The organism is Bauldia sp., from assembly GCF_020442045.1.
In the GTDB taxonomy this organism is placed as follows: Bacteria; Pseudomonadota; Alphaproteobacteria; order Rhizobiales; family Kaistiaceae; genus Bauldia.
In genome coordinates this window covers 38,325-53,685 of record NZ_JAGRLA010000112.1, presented here as the reverse complement: position 1 = coordinate 53,685, position 15,361 = coordinate 38,325, and the positions used below count along the sequence as shown (strand labels likewise).

16 protein-coding genes and 1 riboswitch are annotated in these 15,361 nt (G+C 65.0%); of the genes, 6 read left to right on the top strand and 10 right to left on the bottom strand.

Features of this window, described 5'->3' with window-relative positions; all coding sequences use genetic code 11:
• Positions 1 to 245: SET domain-containing protein-lysine N-methyltransferase (locus KDJ86_RS13090; RefSeq protein WP_291746471.1), on the top strand; the 245-nt coding region annotated here is incomplete at its 5' end.
• A 112-nt stretch (positions 246 to 357) separates the two neighbouring features.
• Positions 358 to 1,080, top strand: coding sequence for an ion transporter (locus tag KDJ86_RS13085; protein ID WP_291746466.1), 723 nt, complete (start codon positions 358 to 360; stop codon positions 1,078 to 1,080).
• Positions 1,081 to 1,092: 12 nt separating this feature from the next.
• Here KDJ86_RS13085 and KDJ86_RS13080 read toward each other — a convergent pair whose 3' ends face one another.
• Positions 1,093 to 2,193, bottom strand: a complete 1,101-nt coding sequence (locus tag KDJ86_RS13080; RefSeq protein ID WP_291746462.1) for a 2'-deoxycytidine 5'-triphosphate deaminase — start codon at positions 2,191 to 2,193, stop codon at positions 1,093 to 1,095.
• 76 nt (positions 2,194 to 2,269) lie between these two features.
• A riboswitch (SAM riboswitch) is annotated at positions 2,270 to 2,348 on the top strand.
• Positions 2,349 to 2,388: 40 nt separating this feature from the next.
• On the opposite strand from KDJ86_RS13080, the gene metZ reads away from it, so the two are divergent.
• The 3 genes from metZ to KDJ86_RS13065 all read left to right on the top strand — a co-directional run bounded on the left by metZ (position 2,389) and on the right by KDJ86_RS13065 (position 5,029).
• Positions 2,389 to 3,591 carry an O-succinylhomoserine sulfhydrylase gene (gene metZ, locus KDJ86_RS13075; protein ID WP_291746459.1) on the top strand — a complete coding sequence of 401 codons (1,203 nt, stop codon included), beginning with the start codon at positions 2,389 to 2,391 and terminating at the stop codon, positions 3,589 to 3,591.
• Positions 3,592 to 3,662: 71 nt separating this feature from the next.
• Positions 3,663 to 4,055: a Co2+/Mg2+ efflux facilitator ApaG/CorD gene (gene apaG, locus KDJ86_RS13070; RefSeq protein ID WP_291746456.1), complete on the top strand. Its 393-nt coding sequence runs from the start codon at positions 3,663 to 3,665 to the stop codon at positions 4,053 to 4,055.
• Entirely contained in the window at positions 4,052 to 5,029 is a 978-nt protein-coding gene (locus tag KDJ86_RS13065) for a phosphotransferase family protein (RefSeq protein WP_367116804.1), read from the top strand. The genes apaG and KDJ86_RS13065 overlap by 4 nt, the downstream gene beginning before the upstream one ends.
• On the opposite strand, the gene KDJ86_RS13060 is transcribed toward KDJ86_RS13065, so the two are convergent.
• The 3 genes from KDJ86_RS13060 to KDJ86_RS13050 are packed head-to-tail and all read right to left on the bottom strand — an operon-like array spanning position 5,008 to position 8,113.
• Positions 5,008 to 6,000, bottom strand: coding sequence for an Hsp33 family molecular chaperone (locus KDJ86_RS13060; RefSeq protein ID WP_291746453.1), 993 nt, complete (start codon positions 5,998 to 6,000; stop codon positions 5,008 to 5,010). The two genes, KDJ86_RS13065 and KDJ86_RS13060, sit on opposite strands and share 22 nt — an antisense overlap.
• On the bottom strand, positions 5,997 to 6,917 hold the full coding sequence (gene argF / locus KDJ86_RS13055) for an ornithine carbamoyltransferase (RefSeq protein WP_291746449.1): 921 nt from the start codon (positions 6,915 to 6,917) through the stop codon (positions 5,997 to 5,999). Before argF ends, KDJ86_RS13060 begins: the two co-directional genes overlap by 4 nt.
• Before the next feature lie 2 nt (positions 6,918 to 6,919).
• Positions 6,920 to 8,113, bottom strand: coding sequence for an aspartate aminotransferase family protein (locus KDJ86_RS13050; protein WP_291746445.1), 1,194 nt, complete (start codon positions 8,111 to 8,113; stop codon positions 6,920 to 6,922).
• Between the two features lie 358 nt (positions 8,114 to 8,471).
• Here KDJ86_RS13050 and KDJ86_RS13045 point away from each other — a divergent pair, with 358 nt between their 5' ends.
• Positions 8,472 to 8,981 carry a GcrA family cell cycle regulator gene (locus KDJ86_RS13045; protein WP_291746443.1) on the top strand — a complete coding sequence of 170 codons (510 nt, stop codon included), beginning with the start codon at positions 8,472 to 8,474 and terminating at the stop codon, positions 8,979 to 8,981.
• A 25-nt stretch (positions 8,982 to 9,006) separates the two neighbouring features.
• Here the strand turns inward: KDJ86_RS13045 and phoB are convergent, their stop codons facing one another.
• From phoB to KDJ86_RS13015, 6 genes are all read right to left on the bottom strand, one after another.
• Complete coding sequence (gene phoB / locus KDJ86_RS13040) at positions 9,007 to 9,702, bottom strand: phosphate regulon transcriptional regulator PhoB (protein ID WP_291746439.1); 696 nt, start codon at positions 9,700 to 9,702, stop codon at positions 9,007 to 9,009.
• 70 nt (positions 9,703 to 9,772) lie between these two features.
• Positions 9,773 to 10,501 (bottom strand): phosphate signaling complex protein PhoU, encoded by a 729-nt coding sequence (phoU, locus tag KDJ86_RS13035; RefSeq protein WP_291746436.1) that lies wholly within the window; start codon positions 10,499 to 10,501, stop codon positions 9,773 to 9,775.
• 14 nt (positions 10,502 to 10,515) lie between these two features.
• Positions 10,516 to 11,304: a phosphate ABC transporter ATP-binding protein PstB gene (gene pstB / locus KDJ86_RS13030; protein ID WP_291746482.1), complete on the bottom strand. Its 789-nt coding sequence runs from the start codon at positions 11,302 to 11,304 to the stop codon at positions 10,516 to 10,518.
• A 150-nt stretch (positions 11,305 to 11,454) separates the two neighbouring features.
• Entirely contained in the window at positions 11,455 to 12,795 is a 1,341-nt protein-coding gene (pstA, locus tag KDJ86_RS13025) for a phosphate ABC transporter permease PstA (protein WP_521085289.1), read from the bottom strand.
• The gene (gene pstC / locus KDJ86_RS13020) at positions 12,792 to 14,252 is read right to left on the bottom strand and encodes a phosphate ABC transporter permease subunit PstC (RefSeq protein ID WP_291746433.1); all 1,461 of its coding nucleotides are present in this window, start codon (positions 14,250 to 14,252) and stop codon (positions 12,792 to 12,794) included. The genes pstA and pstC overlap by 4 nt, the downstream gene beginning before the upstream one ends.
• 70 nt (positions 14,253 to 14,322) lie before the next feature.
• Positions 14,323 to 15,354 (bottom strand): substrate-binding domain-containing protein, encoded by a 1,032-nt coding sequence (locus tag KDJ86_RS13015; protein WP_291746430.1) that lies wholly within the window; start codon positions 15,352 to 15,354, stop codon positions 14,323 to 14,325.
• Between the last annotated feature and the right edge of the window lie 7 nt (positions 15,355 to 15,361).

Genomic DNA, 15,361 nt, shown 5'->3' with positions numbered 1-15,361 from the left:
TGCTGCGATGCTACGGCTATCAGCCGGCCGATGCGCCGGTCTTCGTGCTGTGCGGCGACAATGCCCGCTTCATGAACCACTCGTCCAAGCCCAACGCCGACGACATCGGTGACCTGACCATCGCCTGCCGCGACATCGCCAAGGGCGAGGAGATCACCTGCGACTACGCCAAGTTCGACCGCGGATTCGCCGAGCGCGACTTCATACTGGCGACGGCCCAGGGCGGCGCCAGGAGGGCCGCCTGACCACGCGGATGTCCACGAAAAGCCGCGGGCCATGTGCGTTCCGCCAAACGGATAGCGGACGCTTCGCCGCTCCTGTATAGCTCCCCGGCACTCGGGACGGAGGGGCGGGTCTTTGCGGGACTGGAAGGCGACGGTCAGGTCGATCCTGGATGGCGATCACCCGAGGTTCGGCCGTCCTGTCCTCTTTCTGATCTACGCCTTCATCATCGTCTCGGTCCTCTCGATCGGATTCGAGACGCTTCCCGATCTCCCGCCATGGGCGCGAGCCGCGTTCACCATCGAAGAGATCGTCGTCGTGGCGTTCTTCACCATGGAGTACCTGCTGCGGATCGCGTCCGCCGAACGGCCGCTTCGCTATGTCGGCAGCCTGTTCGGAATCGTCGACCTGCTCGCCATCCTGCCTTTCTACCTGAGCCTCGGCCTCGACCTCCGTTCACTGCGCACCCTGCGCCTGCTCAGGGTGTTCCGGCTCCTCAAGCTGACGCGATACAATGACGCCGCCGACCGCTTCGCCGAGGCGTGGCGCGCGACGCGGGAAGAACTGGTGGTATTCTTCGCCGCGGCGATCATCGTCCTCTATCTCTGCTCGATCGGCATCTACTATTTCGAGCACGACGCGCAGCCGGAAGCGTTCTCTTCGGTATTCGATTCGATGTGGTGGGCGGCCGTCACGCTGACGACGGTGGGCTACGGTGATGTCTATCCGATCACGACCGGCGGCAGGATCTTCACGGTTGTCGTACTGTTCGTCGGGCTTGGAGCGATCGCGGTACCGACCGGAATCGTCGGTGCCGCCCTGGCGCGGATGCGCAGGCCTGGCGATCCCGAAGCCTGAACGGCGCGCGCTCTAGCCGGAACGGAAGTGCTTCGAAAGCTTCAGGCCCTGTGCCTGATAGTGCGATCCGATGCCCTGGCCGTAGAGCGCTTTCGGCCGTTCGAGCATCCGCTCATAGACCAGCCGGCCCACCGACTGGCCGTGTTCGAGGATGAAGGGGATCTCGTGGCTGCGGACCTCGAGTACCGCGCGGCTCCCCGCTCCGCCCGACCCGGAATGGCCGAAGCCGGGATCGAAGAAGCCGGCGTAATGCACCCTGAATTCGCCGACCAGGGGATCGAAGGGCACCATCTCCGCGGCGTAGTCCGGCGGCACGTGGACCGCCTCGCGCGAGACGAGGATGTAGAATTCGTCCGGGTCGAGGATCAGTTCCCGGCGCCCGCGGATAGCGATCGGGTCCCAGAATTCGAGGACGTCATAGGCATCGCGCCTGTCGACGTCGACCAGTCCGGTGTGCCGCTTGGCGCGATAGCCGACGACGCGATCCTCATCGCCGAGATCAATCGACAGCATGACGCCGCCGGCGGTGTGAAGAGCGCCATCAACCAGGGGCGTTGCGGCATGCAGCGCCTCCAGTTCGGCGTCGTCGAGACGCGCGTTGCCGCGCCGGAAACGGATCTGGGAAAGCCGCGAGCCGGCGCGGACGATGACCGGGAAGGTACGCGGGCTGATTTCCAGATAGAGCTGCCCGGCGTAACCGGCCGCGACCGTGTCGAATTCGCCCGAATGGTCGGTGATGACCCGGGTGAAGACGTCGAGCCTGCCGGTCGAGGATTTCGGATTGGTGGCGGCCGCGACATCGGCGGGGAGAGCCAGTTCCTCCATCAGCGGAACGATATAGACGCCGCCGCTCCGTCCCGGTTCGAGCAGCGCGCCCGACGTCAGGTCGATCTCATGCAGCTTCAACGTGTCGATCCGTTGCGCCACCGTGGCGGCGGGGCCGGGCAGGAAGCTGGCGCGAACACGATAGGCGACCGGACCAAGCCGCAGGTCGAGACTGGCGGGCTGGATCTGATCGGAATCGAACGGCATCGCCGGCCGGATTCCGCCCGCCTCGGCGAGCGCCGCGATCATATGTGCCGGCAATATTCCGGCGGGTCCGTCCTCGGCCATTGCCCCCTCATGCCGTTAGCGGCGTGAGCCTTACCCCATGGCGCGGTTGACGCCAAGCAACAAGCCTAATAGAACCTCCGTACTTCGTGGTCATTTGAGCCGGCCGGCTTGCAGCCACGTAAAACAAATCGCTAAAAGGTCGGAAGGGTTGCACCCACCCGGCCGCACGGCCGGGTTTTTTGTTGGATGGTGCAAATGGCAAAACACGCAAAAAGAAAAGTTACTGCTCCGGGACCGGCCACGACCCTCGTGCATGGCGGAATCGAGCGCTCGCATTTCGGCGAGACCTCGGAAGCGATCTTCCTGACCCAGGGCTATGTCTACGAGACGGCGGAATCGGCCGAGGCCCGCTTCAAGGGCGACGACCCGGGGCATGTCTATTCCCGCTATTCCAACCCCACTGTCGCGATGTTCGAGGAGCGGATGCGCCTCCTCGAGGGAGCGGGTGGCGCCCGCGCGACGGCGAGCGGCATGGCGGCGGTCAACACCGCCCTGATGGCATCCCTGTCGGCGGGCGACCACGTGGTCGCGGCCAAGGCGCTGTTCGGCTCCTGCCGCTACATCATCGAGGATCTGCTGCCGCGCTTCGGCGTCAGGTCGACGCTGGTCGATGGCGCCGACCTCGCGCAGTGGAAGAGGGCCGTCCGCAAGGGGAAGACCAAGGCGCTTTTCCTCGAAAGCCCGACCAACCCGACACTGGAGCTCGTCGACATCGCGGCGGTCGCCGACATCGCACACAAGGCCGGCGCGAAGCTGATCGTCGACAATGTCTTCGCGACGCCGCTCCTGCAGAAGCCGCTGGCGCTCGGAGCGGACGTCGTCGTCTATTCGGCCACCAAGCATATCGACGGCCAGGGGCGATGCCTTGGCGGAGTCGTCCTCGGCGACGAGGACTTCATCGACAAGGTCCATACGCTGCTGAAGCATACCGGACCGAGCATGAGTCCCTTCAATGCATGGGTATTGCTGAAAGGGCTCGAGACCCTGCCGATCCGGGTCGAACGGCAATGCTCCACCGCGGCGATCCTCGCCGACCGCATCGCCGACCACCCCGCGGTCAAGCGCACTTTATATCCTGGCCGGCCCGACCATCCCCAGGCCGACCTCGCCGCCCGCCAGATGAGCGGCGGTTCGACGCTGATCGCCTTCGAGATGAAGGGCGGAAAGAAAAAGGCCTTCGCGGTCTCCAACGCATTGAAGGTCATTTGCCTTTCCAACAACCTCGGCGACGCCAAGAGCCTGATCACCCATCCGAGCACGACGACCCACCAGCGGCTCACCGAAGAGGCGCGCCGGGAACTCGGCATCACCCAGGGCGTGCTGCGCTTCTCGGTCGGCCTCGAAGACGTGGAGGATCTGTGGGCGGACCTTTCCCGGGCCCTCGACAAGGCGGCCTGAGCGCGGTCCGCGGGTGCCCGGAATTGACGACGCGCCTGCCGCCGAATAATCCTTCGGCGGCAGGAGACGGCATGTATACGGCAACCACGCAGCAGATCCAGGTCACGGTCGAACCGAGCTTCCTCGAAGCGGAATCGGCTCCCGACGATGGCCGCTATTTCTGGGCCTATACGATCGAGATATCCAATCTCGGCGATGCCGTTGTCCAGCTCCGCTCGCGCCATTGGCGGATCACCGACGCCAACGGCCGGGTCGAGGAAGTACGGGGACCGGGCGTCGTCGGCGAACAGCCGGTCCTCAAGCCGGGCGAGAGCTTCACCTATACGAGCGGCTGTCCGCTGACCACCAGTTCGGGGATCATGGTCGGCACCTACCAGATGCAGAACGAGCACGGTGACCTCTTCTCGATCGACATTCCTGCCTTCTCGCTCGATCTTCCCGACCAGCAGAAGACCATCAACTGATCCGCCGGCCGGGAGGCGAAGCGATTTCGGCCGGACCAGACGCACCATGGAAAGAAGCGATCCTGGACCGGTTCCGGCTCGGAGCCGGCGACCTGCTCGGAGCCGGATCGGAATCCTGGGTCTATGCGCTCGACGACGAGCGCATCCTGCGTATCCGCCGGCAACCAGCGGAGCTTGACCGGCTTCGGGCGCTGGCGTCCTTTCTCGAGCGGATCGCGGGGCGACTGCCCTTCGACACACCCGAAATCCTGTCGATCGAGGCCGATGGCGCCACCATCGAGCGGCGACTGGCCGGGCGTCCGATGACGGAGGCGTTGGACCGGCTGGAAGGCGATGGACGCCGGCGCGCCTTGAGCAACTATTTCGGGGCGGCGGTGGCGATCCGTTCGATCACCATGGATGACCAGCCGTTTGGCGCCCTCCTGGATCCCGACAAAGGGACGGCGCCCGGCTGGCGGACCTTCCTGTCGGCAAGCATCGACCGCTCCGCCATGCGCTACCAGGCCCGGTTGGAAGCGGCCTTCGGCAACGTCGCGACGCTGGTCGACAAGGCGCGGGAGCGGCTCGCCGCCGTTCCCGAGAGCCCCGACAAGACGCTGGCGCACGGCGATTTCCTGCCGGGCAACGTGATGATCGGCGATGACCTCGAGGTCTCCGCCGTGCTCGACTTCGGGGCCTGGACGCTGGTCGCCGAGCCGTCCTACGACGCGACCGGCGCCGCGATGTTCTGCGAGGTCACCAACGAGTGCCGGCCAGCCGACTGGACCTTCCTGCGCTCCCTCCTGCTTGACGGCAGCAACCAGGCGGCGATCGACGTGATGACGGCCTACCGGGTGTATTTCGCCTTCACGCTGTTCGACCCGATGGACGCAGCCGGCCTCTACCCGAAGCTCTACCCGTGGAATGTCAGGACGCTCGGCGGGCTCTCCGACGGCACGGTCGGAGACTGGGTTCAGGAATCCGGCGTGAACTGACCGGGATCGAAGCGGTATTTCGTGCCGCAGAATTCGCACGTCACCAGGATCTCGCCATTGTCGATGCTTTCGGCGATCTCCTCGGCCGAAAAGCTGCCGAGAAGGCCGGCAACCTTGTCCCGGGAACAGGAACAGCGATTGATGACCGGCGTCGCCGCGAAAACACGGACGCCGCGCTCGTGGAACAGGCGATAGAGGAGGCGCTCGGAGGGCACCGCCGGATCAGTCAATTCATGATCCTCGATCGTGGCGGCCAGCGACTGTGCCTCGACCCATGCGTCATCCTCGTCGACGGGACCGATCTCGATGCCCTCCGGCACGTCGCCGCCCGGCAGGTCGGCGGGTGTCATCCGGCTCGACGCCTGCGGCAGAAACTGGACGATCAATCCGCCGGCCCGCCAGGTCTTCCGCATCGTTCCGTCTTCGTCACGGTCATGGAGCTCGGCGACAGCGAGGCGAATCCGCGTCGGAATTTGCTCCGACTGACGGAAATAGACATGGCCGGCTTCCTCGAGGGTGCCGCCGTCGAGGGGCACGATGCCCTGGTAGCGGCTCATCTCGGGCCCCTGGTCGATGGTCATCGCCAGAACGCCCTTGCCGAGCAGACCGGAGGGATCCTTCAGCCCCTCCTTTTCGGCACTCGCCACGCGATCGGCATCGAAACGCGCATAGCCGCGAAGAGCGCCATCGGTGTGGTAGTCGGCCACCAGCATGTCGACCGGTCCGTCCGTGTCGGTCTGGAGGATGAACTTGCCGTCGAATTTGAGCGACGCGCCGAGCAGCACCGTCAGGACCAGCGCTTCGGCGAGCAGCTTCGAGACCGGGTCGGGATAACCGTGGCCGGAAAGGATCGCATCGAGCGTCGGGCCCATCTGGATCGCGCGGCCCCGCACGTCAAGCGCCGCCACCTCGAAGGGAAGCGACGCGTCATCGCCGGCCGGCGCGACGGTCTGGACCCCGGTTTCCGTCACAGCCCGCGATCCACCCCGAAGCACCATGCAAGGACGCCCTTCTGGGCGTGGAGGCGGTTCTCGGCCTCGTCGAAGACGACCGACTGCGGGCCGTCGATCACCTCCGCGGTCACCTCCTCTCCCCGATGGGCCGGAAGGCAGTGCATGAAGATCGCATCGGGATTCGCCAGCGACATCAGGTGAGCATTGACCTGATAGGGCTGGAGCAGGTTGTGGCGCCGCTCGGGGTCGCGGTCGCCCATCGACACCCATGTGTCGGTGACCAGGCAATCGGCGTCGCGTGCCGCCTCTTCCGGGTCGCTGGTGAGCACGAGGCTCGCCTTCTTCTCGCGCGCCCAGCCGACGAGCGCCGCGGGCATCGCCAGTTCTTCCGGCGACGCCACCCGCATCGAGAATGAAAATGCCGATGCCGCCTCCACCCAGGACGTGAGCACATTATTGGCGTCGCCGAGCCAGGTCACGGTCTTGCCGCCGATCGGCCCGCGATGCTCCTCGAAGGTCAGGATGTCCGCCATGATCTGGCAGGGATGGGAGTGGCGGGTCAGACCGTTGATCACCGGAACGGTGGCGGCCTCGGCGAGCTCCACCACCGTCTCGTGATCGAGCGTCCTGATCATGATGGCATCGACGTAGCGCGACAGGACCTTCGCCGTGTCCGAGATCGTCTCGCCGCGGCGGAGCTGCATCTCCTCGCCGGTCAGCATGATGGTTTCGCCGCCGAGCTCGCGCATGGCCACGTCGAAGGAAACGCGGGTCCGCGTCGACGGCCGGTCGAAGATCATCGCCAGGACCCGCCCGGCAAGCGGCCTGTCGGCCCGTTCGGTCCTGCGGTCGGCCTTCAGCCTGCGGCTCTCGTCGATAATCGCCCTCAGGACCGGAGGATCGATCTCCGCAATGTCGATGAAATGCCTGGCCATCGTCAGCCGTCCGATGCCTTGGCCGCCTCCAGCGCGGTCAGGGCCGCGTCGAAACGCTTCATGCCTTCGTCGATTTCCGCCTCCGTGACGTTCAGCGGCGGCAGCAGGCGGACGACGTTCTCGCCGGCCGCTACGCACAGCAGGTCCTGGTCGCGCGTCGCGGCGATGACATCGCCGGCAGGAACGATGCAGCGCACGCCGATCAGCATCCCTTCACCACGGACTTCCGCGACGCTGTCGGGATGACTGTCGACGACGGAGGCGAGCCGCTGCTTGAGGTAGAGGCTCTTGCGCTGCGCCTCCTCCATGAAGCCGTCGGCAAGGAGGATGTCGAGCACCGCATTCCCCACCGCCATCGCCAGCGGGTTGCCGCCGAATGTCGAGCCATGGGTGCCGGGTGTCATGCCTTTGGCCGCCTCTTCCGTCGCCAGGCAGGCGCCGAAGGGAAACCCGCCGCCGATGCCTTTTGCCGAGGTCATGATGTCGGGTTCGACGCCCGACCACTGATAGGCGAACAGCCGGCCGGTGCGGCCGATGCCGGTCTGCACCTCGTCAAAGATGAGGAGCAGGCCATTCCTGTCGCACAGGTCCCGAAGATCGCGGAGGAACTGCCTGTCGACCAGCCGGACGCCACCCTCGCCCTGGATCGGCTCGATCATGATGGCGGCCGTCTCGGGTCCGATCGCGGCCTCGACGGCTTTCTTGTCGCCGAGCGGCACCTGATCGAAACCGCCGGCGACGGGCCCGAAGCCCTCCAGGTATTTCGCGTTGCCGGTGGCAGCCAGGGTGGCGAGCGTGCGCCCGTGGAAGGCGCCGGCGAATGTGATGACGCGGACCCGCTCCGGATGACCGCTGACGAACTGGTAGCGGCGCGCGGTCTTGATCGCGCATTCCACCGCTTCCGCGCCCGAATTGCAGAAGAACACCTTGTCGGCGAAGGTCGCGTCGGTCAGCGTCTTCGCCAGCTCCTCCTGCTCGGGGATGCGGAACAGGTTGGAGACATGCCACAGCTTCTCGGCCTGCGCCTTCAGCGCCGCGACAAGCTGTGGATGAGCATGGCCGAGCACGTTCACCGCGACGCCGCCCGAAAAATCGAGCATTCGGCGGCCGTCGGTCGTCACCACCCAGGTGCCCTCGCCGTGGTCGAAAGCGAGCGGCGCCCGCGCGAATGTATCAAAAAGAGGTGAGCGGCTCATGATCGCCCCCGTACCAACCGATTGTCCAGAAATCAAAAAAGTGCCGCCTGCGGGCAGCACTTCAGCAGCCGACCTTATAGCACCGCTCCGAGGTTTCCTGTCAATCGCGCCCCGTCGGCCGCCTCGGTGGAGATCGCTGGGACGAACTGGGGAAAACGACACGAAAAGGCGTCGAGACTCACGCCGACTCTTGTCAGTGAGTCAGTGCATATTGTAGCCTCCCCGCAGTCGAGTACGACATCTGTTTTGCGGCGGATCTCTGTATCTAATTTCGGACGTATGGCGTCGAACCGAGTATCGGGCGGCGCACGCAGAAGGATTCCGATTCCGGCCGCGCCAAGACAAGGGGTGAACCCGCATGAGCTGGACCGACGAACGAGTCGAGTTGCTGAAGAAACTCTGGGCAGACGGTTTGAGCGCGAGCCAGATTGCCGCGCAGCTTGGCGGCGTGACCCGCAACGCGGTCATCGGCAAGGTTCACAGGCTCAACCTGTCAGGCCGGGCGAAGCCGGCGTCGAGTACCCCGCGGCCGCGAAAGATGCGGACGAGTTCACCGCATCGGCCGTCGTCGCGATCTTCCTATGTTTCGGGCAATACCGCCCTGAAGGTTCACGCCAGTCCGAGCCCTCGCCGGGCGCCGGCGCCGGTTCCGATCGAGGATCTGGTGGTCCCGATCAGCCTGAAGATCCCGCTGCTCGCCCTCAACGACCAGATGTGCAAGTGGCCGATCGGCGATCCCGGCAGCGAGGATTTCCATTTCTGCGGCCACCGCAATTTCAACGGCCTGCCCTATTGCGAATATCACTCGCGGCTCGCCTATCAGCCGGCCAACGACCGGCGTCGCGATCGCCGCGACAGGGATACCTGACGCGCCGGACGGCCGGGCGCCGCGGTCAGTTCGCCTCGGCGAAGCTCTCGTCGAAGGAGTAACCCGAGCCGCGGACGGTGCGGATCGGGTCGCGTCCGTGGCCGAGCGCCTTGCGCAGGCGCCCGACATGGACGTCGACCGTGCGTTCGTCGACATAGACGTCCCGGCCCCAGACGCCGTCCAGCATCTGTGCCCGGGTATAGACCCGGCCGGGGCTCTGCATCAGGAATTCCAGCAGCCGGAATTCGGTCGGTCCAAGCTGCAACTCGCGACCGCGCCGCCTGACGCGGTGGGTCTCACGATCGAGCTCCAGCTCGCCCGCGCGCAGCACCGAGGCGATCAGTTCCGGCCGTGAGCGGCGAAGGATCGCCCTCACCCTCGCCATCAGCTCGGGAACCGAGAACGGCTTGACCACGTAATCGTCCGCGCCGGTCGCGAGCCCGCGGACCCGCTCGGACTCCTCGCCGCGCGCGGTCAGCATGATGATTGGCAGCGCCCGGGTCGCCTCGTGGGCGCGCAGGCGACGACACAGCTCGATGCCGGAGACACCGGGCAGCATCCAGTCGAGAAGAAGCAGATCCGGCGTCATTTCCCGAAGCCGGGTTTCGGCGTCGTCACCGCGTTCCACCGTCTCGACCTGGTAGCCTTCGGCCTCCAGGTTGTAGCGAAGCATCAACGAAAGCGGTTCCTCGTCTTCGACGATCATCACGCGCGGTGTCATCGGCACCCTCCTCGAGGCGCGGTCGGCGTCATCATAGCTGATTCATCGGATCCGGACGGCGCGTCATGCGTCAGTCGTCGGACTCCGTGTATTCGACCGTCGTGACACTGCTGGTGTCTTTCTTCGGCCTTTCCTCGGTCAGCGGCACGCCGGTGACGAGATAATGGATCGTCTCCGCGATGTTGGTCGCGTGGTCGCCGATCCGCTCGATATTCTTGGCGCAGAAGAGAAGGTGCGTGCAGAAGGTGATGTTCCGCGGGTCCTCCATCATGTAGGTGAGCAGCTCGCGGAACAGCGAGGTATACATCGCGTCGATCTCGTCGTCCCGCTGCCAGACCGCCAGCGCGCCATCGAGGTCACGCGCGGTATAGGCGTCGAGAACCTGCTTGAGCTGGGCAAGGCTCATCTCGGCGATATGCTCGACACCGCTGACCAGACGCTGCGCGGCGAAATTCCCTTCGATCGCGAAAACCCGCTTGGCCGTGTTCTTGGCCATATCCCCGACCCGCTCGAGATCATTGGCGATGTGGATCGCGGCAACGATTTCGCGCAGATCCTGGGCCATCGGCTGGCGCCGCGCGATCATCCGCGTCGCTTCGTCCTCGATCTGGCGCTGGAGCTCGTCCATGCGCTGGTCGATGCTGATGACCCGCTGGGCGAGCGCCTCGTCGCGGCGGGACAGGGCCGCCACCGAGTCGCCGACCTGCTGCTCCGCCATGCCGCCCATTTCGGCGATCTTCTGCGCGAGAGAATTCAGTTCGTCGTCGAAGGAAGTGACGATGTGCTCTTGGTTGGCCATGATCGTTCCGTTGCTCAGCCGAAGCGGCCGGTGATGTAATCCTGGGTGCGCTTGTCTTTGGGATTCGTGAATATTTCCTGGGTGCTGCCTATCTCGGCCAGCACGCCAAGGTGAAAGAACGCCGTTTGTTGGGAAACGCGGGCCGCCTGCTGCATCGAATGGGTGACGATGATGATGGCGTAGTTCGCCTTCAATTCGTCGATGAGCTCCTCGACCTTCGCCGTGGCGATCGGGTCAAGGGCCGAGCATGGCTCGTCCATCAGGATCACTTCCGGCGAAACGGCGATGGCGCGGGCGATGCACAGGCGCTGCTGCTGGCCGCCGGACAGACCCGTGCCCGGTCCGTCCAGGCGGTCCTTCACCTCCTCGAAGAGGCCGGCCTTCCTGAGGCTGGATTCCACGATCTCGTCGAGCTCGGGCCGGCCGCGCGCCAGCCCGTGGATCCTCGGCCCGTAGGCGACGTTCTCGTAGATCGACTTGGGAAAGGGGTTCGGCTTCTGGAACACCATGCCGACGCGGGCCCGCAGCTCGACCACGTCGAGCGACGGATCGTGGATGTCCAGGCCGTCAAGGGTGATCTCCCCGGTCACCCGACAGCCGTCGATGGTGTCGTTCATGCGGTTGATGCAACGAAGGAACGTCGACTTGCCGCAACCCGACGGGCCGATGAATGCGGTCACCGAGCGTTCGGGGATGTCGACCGACACGTCCTTGATGGCCTGCTTGTCGCCATAGAAGACGTCGACGTTTCTGGCGGCGACCTTGATATCGGGACCGGCGGCTGCCTCACCCTCTCGCACCATTGCACTCGAAGCGACCGCCGCCGAGGTATCCGGCGTTATCGGCAAGGTGACCTGTAACTTCGATGCGTCGTTCATTGTCGTCTCCAGTTGCCCGTCATTTGCCACCCTCCCGCTCCCGCCGATGGCGCAGGGGATGGCTCGGCCACTCGTCTACCAGCGGCGTTCGAACCGACGGCGCAGGATGATGGCGATGATGTTCATGGACAACAGGAACACCAACAGCACGATGATTGCCCCCGAGGCGCGCTCGACAAAGGCCGGGTCGGCGCGCTGCGTCCAGTTGTAGACCTGTACCGGCAGCGCGGCGGCGGGGTCGAAGAAGCCCTCCGGCGGCGGACCGGGGAAGTCGCGCACGAACGCGACCATGCCGATCAGAAGCAACGGAGCGGTCTCGCCAAGGGCCTGGGCGAGACCGATGATGGTGCCCGTGAGAATGCCGGGCATGGCCAGCGGCAGGACGTGATGGAAAACCGTCTGCATCTTTGATGCGCCAACTCCCAGCGCGGCCTCACGGATCGAGGGCGGCACCGCCTTGAGGCTGGCGCGGGTGGCGATGATGATCGTCGGCAGCGTCATCAGGGTCAGCACCAATCCGCCGACGATGGGCGCCGATTGCGGCAGGCCCAGGAAGTTGATGAAGAGCGCCAGACCCAGGATACCGAAGACGATCGAGGGCACCGCCGCAAGATTGGCGATATTGACCTCGATCACGTCGGTGAAGGCGTTCTGCCTGGCGAATTCCTCCAGATAGATGGAGGCGGCGACGCCGATCGGCAGCGCCAGCACCAGGACGATCATCATCATATAGGCCGAACCGATGATGGCGATGCCAAGCCCGGCGGCTTCGGGCCGCAGCTCCGATGCGTCGGGGCCGAACAGAAAGCCCCAGTTGAAGCGGACGCTGACGATACCGGCCGCGCGCATGCGGTCTGCGAGCTCAAGCTGCTCGGGGCTGACATTGCTGTCGAGCCTGGCGCTCTCCATCGTCACCCGGCCCTTGAAATATCCATCGATACGGCCATTCGCGTAGGTCTCGAAACGGATCGTCTGGCCGACGAGGCCGGGGTCGGCAAGGACCTTGTCCCTGAGCTGCGCGGGGGCGTCCTTGGACAGCAGCCCGTCCACCTCCTTTGGCGGAATTCCCTCGGTCGACACGCCCCTGGCCTCGAGGTCGGCGGCAAGCGCCTTCTTCAGCAGGTTGCCGTAGCCGATCGTGGTGACCTTCTTCATCTCTTCCGGATTGCGGTTGCCGTTCTTGTCGATGACGGCGGGGTCGAGATACACGTCGAAGGCGATGAATGTCTGGCTGAACGCGCCAAGTCCGTTCGACAGGATCGAGAGGACTAGGAACACCAGCGCCGCCAACGAGATCACGATGGCGACGACGCCGTAGATGCGGAACCTCGTTTCGGCGGCGTTGCGGCGGCGCGTGCGATCCGCCCGAATCAGCCGCGGGCGTCCGGCCTCTGCAACGGTGTTGTCAACGCTCACTCGTACTGCTCCCTGTATCTGCGCACGACCTGAAGCGCGACGATGTTCAGCAGGAGCGTGACGACGAAGAGCGACAGCCCCAGCGCAAAGGCGACCAGCGTCTCGGGCGAGGCGAATTCGGTGTCGCCCGTCAGCTGGCTGACGATCTTGACCGTTATCGTCGTCATCGCCTCGAGCGGGTTCAGGCTGAGCTTCGCCGCGGCCCCCGCGCCCATGACGACGATCATCGTCTCGCCGATGGCGCGGCTGGCGGCAAGCAGGATGGCGCCAACGATGCCGGGCAGCGCCGCGGGCAGAATCACCTTCTTCACCGTTTCAGACTGCGTCGCGCCCAACCCATAGGAGCCGTCACGCATGGCCTGAGGCACCGCGTTGATGACATCGTCGGACAGCGAGGAGACGAAGGGGATCAGCATGATCCCCATCACCAGGCCGGCGGTCAACACCGAGGAGGAGGACGAGCCGAGGCCGAGCGGCTGGGCGAAGTAGTCGCGCAGCAAGGGACCGACCGTGATCAGCGCGAAGAGACCGTAGACGATGGTCGGGATACCAGCGAGGATTTCGATGGCCGGCTTGGCGATGCCGCGAACGGTCGGCGAGGCGTATTCGGCAAGGTAGATCGCCGCCAGGAGGCCGACCGGAACCGCGACCGCCAAGGCGACGAAGGATACATAGAGCGTGCCCCACAGAAGCGGGATGATGCCCAGATCGGAACCGCCGCGGAACTGCGGATTCCAGGTCAGGTTGAAGAAGAAATCCCGCGCCGGATAGAGATTGAAGAAGTGTGCCGTCTCGAACACCAGCGACAGGATGATGCCAAGCGTGGTCAGAATGGCGACCGTCGAGGACAGGATCAGGAGCGCCTTGATCGCGGCCTCAGCGACGTTTCGCGCCCGGTAGCGGGGCGTGATCCTGGAATAGGAATACGCCGCCCCGGCCACGGCGACCGCGATCACCAGCCCGCTCATCACCATCAGGCCGATCTTGTTCAGCGCGCGGTATTCCTGGGCGGCGACGAAGACACTCTGCTTGACGTCGGCGGCGATCGCCACGCCGACATCGGCAAGCCGTCCGCGCAGGTTGGTGAGGTCCGCGCGCATGGTCGCGATCTGGTCCTCGGTCAGCGCGCCTCGCGCGACCGCAAGGTCCAGCCCATCGGCAATGCGGCGCACATCGGCCATGACCAGGCTGAGGGAGCTGCCCTCGGGGATATCCGAAGGCTGGATCAGCGCCGACACCTGGTTCTCGATCACGAGCGGCTGGACCAGCAGCCAGACGATCATCACCAGGAAGGCCGGAACCGAAGCGAAAAGGAAGACCGACTGTCCATGATAGCCCGGCAGCGAGTGCATGCCGCGGATGTTGCCATCCGCAGTCGCCAGGGAACGCCGGCGACCCAGAACGTAACCGGCCGCCGCGATCACCAGCACGATCAGGATAAGCAGACCTACGTTCATCGAGGTACCCGAGCTGTTTGGGAACGCGCTGGCGGCCCCCGAGGGCGCCGCCAGCCGAGTCGTCTAAAGGCTACATAAGCGGTCCCATCGGGACCTCGTCCTCCACCATTTTCTGGGTGTCGGCAAGCTTCGGATCCGAAACCAGGCCATAGGCGGCCAGCGGGCCGTCGGGACCGGCCATGTCGTCGGAAACGAAGAAGTTGATGTATTCACGCAGGCCGGGGATCACGCCGAGATGCGCCATCTTGACGTAGAAGAACAGCGGCCGCGACACCGGATATTCGCCGGAGGCGATGCTCTCGGTCGAGGGGGTGATTCCCGACATGGTCGCGACCTGCAACTTGTCGGTGTTGTTCTCGTAGAATGACAGGCCGAAGACGCCGATGGCGTCCTTGTTGGCGTCGAGGCGCGACAGCGTCTCGGTGTAGTCGCCATCGATATCGACCGAAACACCATCGGTACGCAGCTTCAGGCAGCCGCCTTCTTCCATGCCGGCCGCCTTGAGGGCCTCCTCGGCGCCCGAGTCCGCACAGCCGGCTTCGATGACCTTGACGTCGAACACTTCGCGGGTGCCGTGCTTGGTTCCCGGAATGAACGCCAGGATCGCCTGGTCGGGCAGGTCGGGATTGACGTCATGCCAGCTCTTGTTCGGGTTATCGACAAGCTTGCCGTCCTTGACCACCTTGGCGGCGATGGCGTTGTACCAGTCGGCCGGGGTGAAGGCGAAGGACGGGCCGTTGATGTCCGAGGCGAAGACGATGCCGTCATAGCCGATGCGGACTTCCATGATCTTGTCGATGCCGTTGGCCATGCAGTTATCGATGTCGGACTGCTTGATCCGGCTGGAGGAGTCGGCGATGTCGATGGTGTTCTCGCCGACGCCTTCGCACAGGGCCTTGCGGCCGGCACCCGAGCCGCCGCCCTCGACCACCGGAGTCGGAAAATCGAAGTTCTCGCCGAATGCCTCGGCGACGATCTGCGCGTAAGGCAGCACCGTGGAGGAGCCTTTGATCTGGATCTGATCGCGCGCGACAGCCGCGCCCGAGAATGCCGTTGTCGCGAACGCAACCGCCGCGAGACCGGTAACAAGCTTGGTTTTCACCTGATGT